The following is a 12243-nucleotide window of genomic DNA, read 5'->3' as shown; positions in this document are numbered from 1 at the left end:
CCATCATGAGTGAAATCAAAGCACGTCCCCGCGTCCTCTCCGGAATGCAGCCCTCCGGAGACAGCCTGCACCTGGGCAACTATCTCGGGGCCTTGGTCAACTGGGTCAAAACCCAGGATGACTACCAGACACTATTTTTTATCCCCGACATGCACGCCATCACGGTGGAGCAGAACCCGGCAGAACTGCGCGACCGCACCCGCAAGACGGCAGCGCAATACATTGCCGGTGGCATCGACATTGAAAAGTCAACACTCTTTGTCCAGTCCCATGTGCCCGAGCATGCCCAGCTGGCCTGGGTGCTGAACTGCATCACCGGGTTTGGTGAAGCCTCCCGCATGACCCAGTTCAAGGACAAGTCCGCCAAGGGTGGGGCCGATGCTGCCAGCGTTGGCCTGTTCACCTATCCGGTCCTGATGGCAGCTGACATCCTGCTCTACCGCCCCCAAGGCGTGCCGGTGGGCGATGACCAGCGTCAGCACGTTGAGTTGGCCCGTGACTTGGCCAAACGCTTCAACTTCCGTTTTGGCGACACCTTCGTTGTGCCAGAGGCCTTCATTCAGAAGGAGGGCGCACGTATTTATGACCTGCAGAATCCGACGTCGAAGATGTCCAAGTCTGCATCGGGCCCCAACGGTTTAATCAACATTCTCGATGACCCCAAGGTCACCGCCAAGCGCATCAAGTCAGCAGTCACTGACGCCGACACGGTCATTGCCCACGATCGTGAAACGAAGCCTGGCGTCACCAACTTGCTGGAAATTCTCTCCACGTTGACCGATAAGTCCACTGACACCTTGGTGAGCGAGTACGAGGGGAAGATGTACGGCCACCTCAAGGTGGATGTGGCTGAGGCGGTGGTGGCACGGCTGGAGCCCATCCGGGCCCGCACCCTTGAACTGCTCGATGATCCGGCCGAGCTGGACTCCTTGCTGGCCCATGGCGCTGCAAAGGCACGGGAGATTGCTTCGGTCACCCTCAAAGATGTTTACGCCAAAGTGGGGTTCCTCCCTCCGCTCGGGGCGGTCGGCTAACAGTGCCAGGTATAGGCCAGAGCGGAGCCACGGCAGCGCCCCACACCGACAGCCTTGGCGTGGTGATCTCACTGCCGCCGTCCTTGGCTGAGGTCCTGGGCGAGAAGAGGGCGATGTACGCGGGGCCCGGAACCGCCGTCGTAGCTCCCCACATCACATTGGTCTCGGGACGGGCGTGGGAGTCTTGGACGGCAGCCGAGGAACACGTGCGTAAGGTGGCGGCAGAGTTCGTACCGTTCAAGCTTTCACTGCGGGGGACAGGGACGTTTGAGCCGGTCTCGCCCGTGGTGTTTCTCAACGTTGATGATGGTGCTGCGGACTGTGCCGCACTGCATGCCAAGCTTCTGGAAGGGCCCTTGGAGCACCTGCTCGAGTTCTCCTTTCATCCGCACCTGACCATTGCCCACGCCCTCGACGCCGACACCATGGCGCGCGCAAAAGCAGAGATGGTCGATTTCGAGGCCGAGTTTGAGGTGACCAGCATTGGACTCTTCGACTACATTGAAGGCACATGGGCGCTGCGGGAGGAGCTGAGCCTTGGGGGAACAACCAGAACATAGGCCCCGCCACGAGGCTGGCCATTTTCCGGGATTCGTAGCTCCCGGCGTCGCTGCCAAACGCCCCATGGCTGCGCCTGAAAAGCCGCCGCCCAGCCCGCTGGACCGTGGGGCCCTTGCGGAGTGGACCGCAACCAAGCGTGAAGACTTTAGTACTGCGCGTGCTAGCGGTGGCCCTTGGCGTCAGCTCACCACACTGTTTCCATGGCTCAACGCCTGGGCCGCACAGCTGTTTCCCCTGCGCGTCTGGAATCTCTACACGCGCCGCCGCGGACCGCTTTTGGCCGCAGGTAACGCCTACCTGATGTTCTTCTCCGTCGGTGCCATGCTGGTTGCTGGCTTCGCCATCTTTGGCATGTTCGCCGCCGGCAACGATGTGTTGCGGGATGCCGTGATTGAACTTGTCGCCGAGAGTACGCCCGGCCTGATCGACACCGGCGACGGCGGGCTCGCCACTCCTGAACAACTCCTGGGCACCGGTGGCTTCGGCACTACGCTGCTGATCTCTTTGGCCGCGTTGATTGTGACCGCTATGGGTTGGATTAACGGTTTACGCGAAGGGATCCGCTCCATACTGGGGCTGGCCCGGGACCGGACCAATCCAATGCTTTCCAAGGTGCGCGACGGCGTGACCCTCCTGGTGCTGGCCGTGGCACTGATCCTGACCACCGTGCTCGGGCTACTCAGCACCGCCGCGATGGCCTCTGTGGGCGAATTTCTGGGCTGGGGCACGTTCCTGACAGGTGCGGCCGCACAGATCGGCTCGATCGCCCTGATGCTGATCCTGGACATCGCCGTCGCCATGGTCATGTTCAGCATCGCCGCGCGCGTGCGCATGCGGCGACGGGTCCTGGTGTTGGCGGCCCTATTTTCCGGCGTCGGTGCCACCGTGCTGCGACTCTTCAGCGCCATGCTGCTCAATGGCATCACGAGCAACGACCTGCTGGCACCCTTCGCCGTGATCCTGGGCTTGTTTGTCTGGTTCTTTCTGCTCAGCCAGGTGTACTTGATCTCAGCCGCAATCGCCGCCGTGCTGGCCGCCGATCTGCGACCCCGCCGGACAAAGCGGTAGGTGGCGCTGACCCGGACCGCGCCTAACTGCGCCGGCCCAACCCCGGCTAGGTCGCGTTATCTTTCACACCCTTTTGCGGTTCTGAACTAGACTAAATCCGTACGGCTGAATGCGTGTGGCAAGGCCCTCTAAAGGGGCCAGACATATGATGCACCTGGGGGTGCTGTGCGTGCCTGCCGGTGCTGTCCCCAGCCGTGGAAGCTGTTGTCTCGCACGTTTCCTGTTGCGCCTCCGGATGGAACTAAAGCACATGTCAAGAATGATCTCGCGGCACACAGTGCTGCGACAGCGAAAGTTTCTGGGACGCCACCAGTTGGTGGAACAAGTTGTTTCCGGTCTTGAACAGCAGGGCTCAAATCTTTTGCTTGTGGGCCCTGGCGGTGTGGGCAAGACGCAATTGGCTGTCCATTGCATCGAACAGCTGTGCGGCCGGAACCCCGGGCTGCAGGTGGTGCATTTTGCCGCAACCGAGGCCACCCAACGTTCGCCCCTCGCCGTATTCGATGCAGTTCTCGAGGAAGATGACCAGCCTGGCGATCAGAGGCCCGATCGTATTGGTCAATTCATTATCGCCGCGTGCCTAAGACACCTGGCCAGCACGCCGGGCACCCCCGGCATTCCGAGCAAGGCGGGTAGGGCCACCAGTAAAGCGGCACGGCTGATTATCCACATTGACGATGTTCCCCTGCTCGACCAAATGAGCGAGGCCGTGATTGAGTACCTTATTTCACGCACGGATGTCCGGCTGGTGCTCACTTGCCGCAGCGCCCCCGGGCCCTCCGGCACACTTGTACGGGCGTGGCGGGACAGTGCCCTCCAACGCATTGACGTCCCTGAGCTGTCACTCGCCGAAATTGCTGAATTTGCGTCGGCCATTCTGCCGGGGCGTCCGCTGGCTGCCGAAACGGTTTCACGGCTGTTTCTGATGACAGGCGGCAACGCCCTATTCCTGCAGGAACTCCTGCGGGTGCTGGAAAATTCTGTGCAACTTGAATCAAGGCAGGGCCTGTGGGTGTGGGCGGGCCATTTGCCCGGAGGGACATCTCTGACGGACATCCTCAGAGTGGAAATTGAGCAGCTCCCGGCGGAGCAACGGGCAGCCTTTGAAATCGTGGCTCTGTGCGCTCCTGTGTCCTTGGAAATGCTTGGCCGCGAGGTCAAGCGTGATGCGGTTGACTTGCTGGCCGAGGCCGGGCTCATTAGGGTCAGGGCCACGGCACCGAACTATGGCACCGTGGTATCTCTTGCACACCCCATCTTTGGCGAAGTGATGCAGGGGCTGTTGACTCCGGCCCAGTCAAGAAGGCACTTCCGGGCGCTTCATGCCTCGGCTATGGACCGGCACACCCACGCGCCGGCAGGCCTGGCGGATTCCTCGCAGCTTGTCTGGACGGGGGAAACTTCGGAGCTGCTCACTGTAGTGTCGTGGGCCCTGGCAGCGGGTGAGGAGGTTTCGTTGCCTCTGCTCACGGACGCTTTCGGGTATGGGCGGACACTTACCGATTATGACTTCCGCATCCGCATGGCCACCATGCTCCTGCACCACGCTGACACCCCTGCCACGCTCCGGGCCGAAGCTCTCATCAACCGCATGGAAGCCCACCGGTTTAGTAACAATCCGGCGGGCGTGTCCGCTGATGCTGGCCGCGCCAAAGAATCCGTGGAGCGCCTTCCCAACGGGGAACAGCGCAATGCTCTGGCGGCCAATCTGGCAACGGTCCTGGCCGATGCGTATGTACTGCAGCAGGGACTGTGGGAAGAAGCGTTGGCGGTGCTGGACTGGGGCGAAAAGCTCATCACAGAATCACAGCTGCCCTCACAGGCTGCCATCCTTGAGCTCCGGGCCTCCCGCGGTATCTATCTGAGCTACGGTGGCAGAATGTCGGACTCCGCTGACGTGCAGAGGGACGTTTTTGCGGCCACCCGTTCCACACCCCATTTTCTGCCGCTCGCATCTACCCGCATCATCTCCCTTGGTCAGCGCGGTGAAGCCAAGAAATCACGGGCACTGGCTAGAGCGCAGATGACCCACGCCGTGAGGGCCACGGCCAAGTACCCCCTCGCGGCAGGCGAGATCGTCGGAGCCTGGTGCCTCTCCGACATGCTCACGGGCAACGTTCGTGAAGCCTCATTCATCTATGGGCTCATGAACACGGCCATAGCCCGCAACCCTGGCCATGTGCGGATGCGCAAGACCCTGGTGGCGTTTGGCCGTGGCCTGCTCGCCTCCATGAACGGGGAATGGCCGGCCGCAGCCGAAAACCTGACATTGGCCTGCGCCGAGCTTGAGGACTTCTCCGGAACAGGGTCCGAAGGGTTGCTGCTGGCAACGTTGGCACTGGCCCATGCAGCGAACGGCAACCATGGCGCCTCCGCCCAGGTAGGCCGCCAACTGCTCAACCGAACCACCGGTGAGAGTCGGCTGCTGGAAGTGCCCTCGCGCTATTCGCTGCTATTGGCCTCCATGTATGCACCCACTGGTGGGGAGGAAGCCGAGGCGCTGGCGCTCGTGGAGCTGGCTCGAAGCTTCGATTTTTCCCTCATGGAATTGCGGGCACTGCAGCTCCTCGCCTGCTGCACCACCGGCGGGCTTAGCCGTGGGGAGCTTGACCGGGCCCGCACCTTGGCAGCCAGCATCGACGCTCCCATCGCCGCTCCGCTACTGGCCAGCTGTGAGCACATTGGCGCCGGGGGAGTGCCCAGCCGTGGCGATGCGGCCAGACTGCTTGCCCGGCGGGGGCTGTTCGTGCCAGCAACCGCCATCCACGGACTCACCCCGCGTGAGCAACAGCTGGCCGGCCTGCTCGCCCTCGGCTACACCAATAACCAGATAACCAAGAAGCTCGTCATTTCCAAACGAACGGCCGAGACTCACTCAGCCAGGATTTACCAGAAGCTGAACATCAATTCCCGCGACGATATTGCCGAGGCGCTGGACAGGCTGGAAAATAGATCCCGCTAACAGCCACGCACCTTGCGCAGTTGCCTGCTGGACTACGGCGGAAGGCTGGCTCCCAGCGTAACGGCGCCTCCCGCCGTCGTTCCCCACCCGCTCCCACTGCTCGCCAGCTCGCGTCGGGGAACACAAAAGCGCCGCCCCCACAAAGGGAGCGGCGCTTTGGCGAATAGCAGGAAATGCTAGATCTGGCGGGCCAGGATGGCCTGCTTGACCTCGGCAATTGCCTGGGTGACCTGGATGCCGCGGGGGCATGCTTCGGTGCAGTTGAAGGTGGTGCGGCAACGCCACACGCCTTCCTTGTCGTTGAGGATCTCCAGACGCATATCGCCAGCGTCGTCACGGGAGTCAAAGATGAAGCGGTGTGCGTTCACAATGGCTGCCGGGCCGAAGTACTGGCCGTCGGTCCAGAAGACGGGGCAGGATGAGGTGCACGCCGCGCACAGGATGCACTTGGTGGTGTCATCGAAACGCTCGCGGTCCTCGGCGGACTGCAGGCGCTCCTTGGTGGGTTCGTGATCGCGGTTGATCAGGAACGGCATGACCTCGCGGAAGGACTGGAAGAACGGCTCCATGTCAACAATGAGGTCCTTCTCAACGGGCAGGCCCTTGATGGGCTCGACCGTGATGGGCTTGGACGTGTCCAGGTCCTTCAGCAGGGTCTTGCAGGCCAGACGGTTGCGGCCGTTGATGCGCATGGCATCGGAACCGCACACGCCGTGCGCACAAGAACGGCGGAAGGACAGCGAGCCGTCCTGCTCCCACTTGACCTTGTGCAGAGCATCCAACACGCGGTCGGTGCCGTACATGGTCATGGTGAAGTCTTCCCACTTTGACTCTTCCGAGAACTCCGGGTCATAGCGGCGAACACGCAAGGTGACGTCGAATGTGGGGATCTCTCCGCCGCCACCGAGGTGTGCGGGCAGTTCAATCTTTGATGCCGGCTCCGGCAATTCAGTTTCCACGGTGCTCATTAGTACTTCCTCACCATCGGCTGGTAACGGGTAACAACTACAGGCTTGGTTTCCAGACGGATCCCGGCGATGGACTCTTCCGAGCTCTCCACCGTGACATTCGAATCGAGGTAAGCCATGGAGTGCTTCATGAACTTCTCATCGTCACGGTCCGGGAAGTCCTCGCGGTAGTGTCCGCCACGGGATTCCTGACGGTGCAGGGCAGCAACCGTCATGACCTTGGCCAATTCCAGCAAGAAGCCCAGTTCAACAGCCTCGAGCAGGTCAAGGTTGAATCGCTTGCCCTTGTCCTGGACGGTGATGCGGGAGTAGCGCTCCTCGAAGGATGCAATATCTGCCAGCACCTTGTCGATGGACTCGGCCGTGCGGAACACCTGCATGTTGGCGTCCATGGTGTCCTGCAGATCCTTGCGGATCAGCGCAACCTTTTCGCCGCCGTCGGACGTGCGGACATGGTCCAGCAGCGCCTTCGTATCGGCTTCCGGGTTCTCCGGCAGCTCAACCCAGTCCGCGGTCTTGGCATACTCAGCAGCAGCCACACCGGCACGCTTACCGAACACGTTGATGTCCAGCAGCGAGTTGGTGCCCAAACGGTTTGAACCGTGAACGGAAACACAAGCAACTTCACCGGCTGCGTACAGGCCGGGGATGATGGTGTCGTTGTCTTGGAGAACTTCGGTGGTGATGTTCGTGGGAACACCGCCCATGGCGTAGTGAGCCGTGGGGAAAACCGGGACCGGCTCCGTGTACGGCTCAACGCCGAGGTAGGTGCGGGCGAACTCGGTGATGTCCGGGAGCTTGGCGTCAATGTGCGCCGGCTCCAAGTGGGTCAGGTCAAGGAGAACGTAGTCCTTGTTCGGGCCACAGCCACGACCTTCACGAACCTCGTTAGCCATGGAACGGGCCACGATGTCTCGGGGCGCCAAGTCCTTGATGGTGGGGGCATAACGCTCCATGAAGCGCTCACCCTCAGAGTTACGCAGGATGGCACCTTCGCCACGTGCAGCCTCGGAGAGCAGAATGCCCAGACCGGCAAGACCTGTCGGATGGAACTGGAAGAACTCCATGTCCTCCAGCGGGATGCCCTTGCGGAACGCGATGCCCATGCCGTCGCCGGTCAGGGTGTGTGCGTTGGAGGTGGTCTTGAAGACCTTGCCTGCACCACCGGTAGCCAAGATAACGGATTTGGCCTGGAAAACGTGCAGTTCGCCGGTTGCCAGATCGTAGGAAACCACGCCGGCAATCTTCTTCTGCAGGTAGATGGTGCCGTCCTCGCGGGTGGCTTCCTCTTCAACCGTGAGCAGATCCAAAACGTAGTACTCGTTGTAGAACTCCACGTTGTGCTTGACGCAGTTTTGGTACAGGGTCTGCAGGATCATGTGACCGGTGCGGTCGGCGGCGTAGCATGCACGGCGAACCGGAGCCTTACCGTGATCGCGGGTGTGGCCACCGAAGCGGCGCTGGTCAATGCGGCCCTCGGGCGTGCGGTTGAACGGCAGGCCCATCTTCTCAAGGTCGATCACGGCGTCGATGGCTTCCTTCGCCATGACCTCCGCAGCGTCCTGGTCAACGAGGTAGTCGCCACCCTTGACGGTGTCAAAGGTGTGCCACTCCCAGTTGTCCTCTTCCACGTTGGCAAGGGCTGCACACATGCCGCCCTGTGCTGCGCCGGTGTGGGAGCGGGTGGGGTAGAGCTTGGTCAGAACGGCGGTGCGGGCACGCTGTCCGGATTCAATGGCGGCACGCATTCCTGCGCCACCGGCCCCGACGATTACGACGTCGTATTTGTGGACCTGCATACTGGATGCTCTTTCTCTCATTTACTGCATTAAAAGCTGGTGTTCACTTCATGCCGCCCGGGCCGCAATGGGCCCGGTGCCCGCAACTAAAAGTTACGGAACGGGGCAGAAGGACGGGAGGTCAATGACCGCACCGGGAGGGCAAGGGTCAAAGGTGAAGATGACCAAGGTGCCCAAAACGATGATGACGGCGGTTGCAATGTACAGAACCGTCTTCAGGACCATGCGGGTGCGGTCGCGCTCAGCGTAATCGTTGATGATGGTGCGCACACCGTTGGTGCCGTGCAGCATGGCCAGCCAGAGCATGGCCAAATCCCAGATCTGCCAGAACGGATCCGCCCACTTGCCGGCAACGAAACCGAAGTCGATGGCGTGGATGCCGTCGCCGACCATCAAGTTGACGAACAGGTGACCGAAGATCAAGACGATCAAGACCACGCCGGAGAGGCGCATGAACAACCAAGCGAACATTTCAAAGCTTGAATGCGAAGCCTTGTTGCGCTTGTACTTAGGCGACTGCGCGCTGTTAGAGCGCGGTGCTGCGATGGAGTCGGTACTCATTTAGTGCCCCCCGAAGAAATTGGAGAAGACAATGGTGAGGTGACGAATCAAGAACGGAATCATCGTCACAGCCCACAGGGCCAAGACACCCCAGAGCAGCTGACGCTGGTACTTGGGGCCCTTCTTCCAGAAGTCGATGGCAATAATGCGCAGGCCGTTGAAGGCGTGGAACACGATTGCGGCGACCAGACCTGCTTCACCCAAACCCATGATGGGGTTTTTATACGCCCCAATGACTGCTGTGTACGCCTCAGGAGAAACCCTCACCAATGAGGTATCGAGGACGTGCACCAACAAGAAAATAAAAATCACTACACCGGTAATACGGTGTCCCACCCAGGACCACATGCCTTCTCGGCCGCGATACAGAGTGCCAGCTGGTTTTGTCGGCACTGATTAAACCTTCCCTGCGTCACCGTTGCGCTGGCGTGGTTCCACGCGGGGAAACGCACACGGCGTGAGCACTCATACTTGAGCCTAAATTTAGGCTTAGCTAACAGCATATTCAACTTAGGCACTCCTTGCTCTATGCATCAAATCACAGCCGGGCCGAAAAATGGCCGAATGCAGGCCTTTTGCTGTAGCCCCCATGCCGTCATCTTGGTGGTTCCTACCGCTGTTAGTGTCCTTCTCAAGTACGACGCCGGTGTGCCCGGCTACCAGCCCGGCGTACGCCCCTGGGTGGATCTTTGAACATCACACAGTGTCTCAAGGGCTTATGAGCCCGTCCCTGCAGGGGCATCGCCTAAGGTGGACTTGATGAATACGCAAAATTTGAATGATCCCGGGCAGTCCGTTGCGGATCCCCTGGACAGGTTCTACGCAGTCATTCCAGCCGGTGGGGTTGGCACCCGGCTGTGGCCGCTGTCTCGCGCAGCAGCCCCTAAATTCCTGCATGATCTGACCGGCAGCGGCAGTACCTTGATCCGCGCCACCTACGACCGTTTGGTACCGCTCAGCGGCGAAAAGGTGTTGCTGGTGACTGGGGACGCGCACCGCGAAGCCGTCTGCCGCCAGCTTCCAGAAATCGCTGACAGAAACCTGGTGCTGGAAACCGAGCCTAAGGACTCCGGGGCCGCCATCGGGCTGGCCGCCGCCATCCTCTTTACCCGTGATCCCGCCACGATCATGGGCTCCTTCGCTGCCGATCAGGTCATCAGCCCGGTGGAGAAGTTCCAGGACGCCGTGCGCGAGGCCATTTATACAGCCGCCACGGGCAAGATTGTCACCATCGGCATTAAGCCCACCCACGCGTCCACCGGATTCGGCTATATCCGCACAGGAGAACCGCTGGATATTGCTGGTGCCCCCAGCGCCCACACCGTGGTTAAGTTCGTGGAGAAGCCCAGCGAAGAAATCGCCGAACAGTACCTTGCCAGCGGTGAGTACAACTGGAACGCCGGAATGTTCGTGGCTCCAGTGGAATTGATGCTGCGCCATCTCAAAGCCAATGAGCCTGTGCTGTATGCCGGGCTGATGGAAATTGCTGCAGCTTGGGATACCCCTGACCGTATTGCCGTGAAGAACCGTGTCTGGCCCACGCTGCCCAAGATCGCCATTGACTACGCTGTGGCTGAGCCTGCGGCCGACGCGGGCGATGTTGCTGTCATTCCCGCCGACTTCAGCTGGGATGACGTCGGAGACTTTGCTGCTATTGCCCGTCTCAGCAGCGCCAAGGAGAACAAGAACGTCAAGGTTATTGGTGAAGGTGGCCGCGTCTTCACTGAGGACAGCACCGGAATCGTGGTGACTGACACCAAGCGTGTTATCGCCCTGATCGGGATCCAGGACGTGGTGGTTGTGGACACCCCAGATGCACTCCTGGTCACCACCCGGGCACATTCGCAACTGGTCAAAAAAGCAGTGGACGGACTCAAAGCCCGCGGCGACACCGACGTTCTGTAGCGCCTGTGGCGCCTGTGGTGCCTGTAGCGCGTGTGGTGCCAGAGCTCGCGAGCTCCGTTGGCACCTCAGTCGGCGGCAGAAGCAAGTAGCTGCACCGAGCTTGCGTAACGCTACGCCGCTAATGCCACCGCCGGGTACTGACACCATTAGAGTTTGAAGGTGCGCAATTACTCGATGGAAACAGATGCAACTGAGCTGGTAGGCCCCTGGCTGGAGCCCCTCCTGGCACAAGTCATAGAGTTCCGACGGGACATTCATGCCCACCCGGAACTGTCCTTCCAGGAATTCCGTACTTCAGAGAAAATCTACGAACACCTGTTGGCAGCAGGCCTGGCGCCCCGCCGGCTGGAAGGCACTGGGGTGATTGTCGACGTCGGCGAAGGCCCCATTGCGACGGCGTTGCGCGGCGACATTGACGCCCTGCCCATCGTTGAGGAAACAGCTCTCCCTTTCGCCTCCCGCAACCACGGCGTCACTCACGGCTGCGGCCATGATTTCCACACCGCCACCATGCTCGGCATAGCGTTGGTGCTCGCCCGGATGCATGCGCACGAACCGCTGGGCGGCCGGGTGCGCATCATTTTCCAGCCCGCAGAAGAGACCATGCCCGGCGGCGCCTTGTCCTGCATCGACCAAGGCGCACTCGACGGCGTTCCCCGCATCATGGCGCTGCACTGTGATCCGCGCATCGAGGTGGGTAAGATCGGCACCCGCATCGGCCCCATCACGAGCGCCTCGGACACCATCAAAATTGAACTCTCCGGACGCGGCGGTCACACCTCGCGCCCGCACCTGACCGAAGACCTTGTTTTTGCCTTGGCGCAGATTGCCGTCAGTGTTCCCGCCGTGCTGTCCCGCCGGGTGGATGTCCGAAGCGGCGTCTCTGTGGTGTGGGGACAAATCCATGCCGGTTCTGCCCCGAACGCTATTCCGGGACAGGGCGTCATGAGCGGCACCATGCGCTGCTTGGACCGTGAAGCTTGGCATGCTGCTGGGGAACTACTCGATGATGTGGTGCAGCAAGTTGCCGCGCCCTTCGGCGTGGACGTCTTTCTTGAGCACACCCGCGGTGTCCCTCCCGTGGTCAACTCCGAGCACGAAACCGCCGTCATCGAGGCCGCTGCCCGGGCCGAGCTGGGGGATGATTCAGTGGTGCTAGCTCCCCAGTCAATGGGGGCCGAGGACTTTGCCTGGTTCCTGCAGGGCATTCCCGGTTCCCTCATGCGACTCGGTACGCACGTCCCCGGTGGTGAGGAATACGATCTCCACCGCGGCGACTACATTGTCGATGAACGGGCACTGTCGGTGGGTATCCGGGTGCTGTGTGCTGCCGCCCTGCGCACACTACGCGAACTCGATGACGCCTAGTCGCCCAGATCAGTAGC

General features: G+C 61.1%; 11 protein-coding genes. 7 read left to right on the top strand and 4 right to left on the bottom strand.

Annotated elements, in window-relative coordinates:
* Window positions 1–5: 5 nt before the first annotated feature.
* The 4 genes from trpS to AB0P14_RS02115 all read left to right on the top strand — a co-directional run bounded on the left by trpS (window position 6) and on the right by AB0P14_RS02115 (window position 5625).
* Window positions 6–1034: a tryptophan--tRNA ligase gene (gene trpS / locus AB0P14_RS02130; RefSeq protein ID WP_363837080.1), complete on the top strand. Its 1029-nt coding sequence runs from the start codon at window positions 6–8 to the stop codon at window positions 1032–1034.
* A gap of 59 nt (window positions 1035–1093) precedes the next feature.
* A complete protein-coding gene (locus tag AB0P14_RS02125) occupies window positions 1094–1594 on the top strand; it encodes a 2'-5' RNA ligase family protein (RefSeq protein ID WP_363837077.1) in 501 nt (166 codons plus the stop codon).
* Window positions 1572–2663, top strand: coding sequence for a YhjD/YihY/BrkB family envelope integrity protein (locus AB0P14_RS02120; protein WP_363837075.1), 1092 nt, complete (start codon window positions 1572–1574; stop codon window positions 2661–2663). Before AB0P14_RS02125 ends, AB0P14_RS02120 begins: the two co-directional genes overlap by 23 nt.
* 250 nt (window positions 2664–2913) lie before the next feature.
* Complete coding sequence (locus tag AB0P14_RS02115; RefSeq protein WP_363837073.1) at window positions 2914–5625, top strand: LuxR C-terminal-related transcriptional regulator; 2712 nt, start codon at window positions 2914–2916, stop codon at window positions 5623–5625.
* Between the two features lie 176 nt (window positions 5626–5801).
* Here the strand turns inward: AB0P14_RS02115 and AB0P14_RS02110 are convergent, their stop codons facing one another.
* The 4 genes from AB0P14_RS02110 to sdhC form a co-directional block, all read right to left on the bottom strand.
* Complete coding sequence (locus AB0P14_RS02110) at window positions 5802–6584, bottom strand: succinate dehydrogenase iron-sulfur subunit (protein WP_363838140.1); 783 nt, start codon at window positions 6582–6584, stop codon at window positions 5802–5804.
* An 8-nt stretch (window positions 6585–6592) separates the two neighbouring features.
* Window positions 6593–8392: a succinate dehydrogenase flavoprotein subunit gene (gene sdhA / locus AB0P14_RS02105; protein WP_363837070.1), complete on the bottom strand. Its 1800-nt coding sequence runs from the start codon at window positions 8390–8392 to the stop codon at window positions 6593–6595.
* A 93-nt stretch (window positions 8393–8485) separates the two neighbouring features.
* Window positions 8486–8953 (bottom strand): succinate dehydrogenase hydrophobic membrane anchor subunit, encoded by a 468-nt coding sequence (locus tag AB0P14_RS02100; RefSeq protein WP_363837067.1) that lies wholly within the window; start codon window positions 8951–8953, stop codon window positions 8486–8488.
* Window positions 8954–9346: a succinate dehydrogenase, cytochrome b556 subunit gene (gene sdhC / locus AB0P14_RS02095; RefSeq protein WP_074711603.1), complete on the bottom strand. Its 393-nt coding sequence runs from the start codon at window positions 9344–9346 to the stop codon at window positions 8954–8956.
* 171 nt (window positions 9347–9517) lie between these two features.
* Between sdhC and AB0P14_RS02090 the strand changes: the two genes are divergently transcribed.
* The 3 genes from AB0P14_RS02090 to AB0P14_RS02080 all read left to right on the top strand — a co-directional run bounded on the left by AB0P14_RS02090 (window position 9518) and on the right by AB0P14_RS02080 (window position 12226).
* A complete protein-coding gene (locus AB0P14_RS02090; protein ID WP_363837065.1) occupies window positions 9518–9646 on the top strand; it encodes a hypothetical protein in 129 nt (42 codons plus the stop codon).
* A gap of 66 nt (window positions 9647–9712) precedes the next feature.
* The gene (locus AB0P14_RS02085; RefSeq protein ID WP_363837062.1) at window positions 9713–10858 is read left to right on the top strand and encodes a sugar phosphate nucleotidyltransferase; all 1146 of its coding nucleotides are present in this window, start codon (window positions 9713–9715) and stop codon (window positions 10856–10858) included.
* Window positions 10859–11017: 159 nt separating this feature from the next.
* Window positions 11018–12226, top strand: a complete 1209-nt coding sequence (locus tag AB0P14_RS02080; protein ID WP_363837059.1) for an amidohydrolase — start codon at window positions 11018–11020, stop codon at window positions 12224–12226.
* Window positions 12227–12243 lie beyond the last annotated feature (17 nt).

Origin of the sequence: Specibacter sp. NPDC078709 (assembly GCF_040686795.1) — a bacterium.
Lineage (GTDB): Bacteria > Actinomycetota > Actinomycetes > Actinomycetales > Micrococcaceae > Specibacter.
The sequence above is the reverse complement of the archived record's forward strand: the minus strand, read 5'-3'. Positions and strand labels throughout refer to the sequence as shown.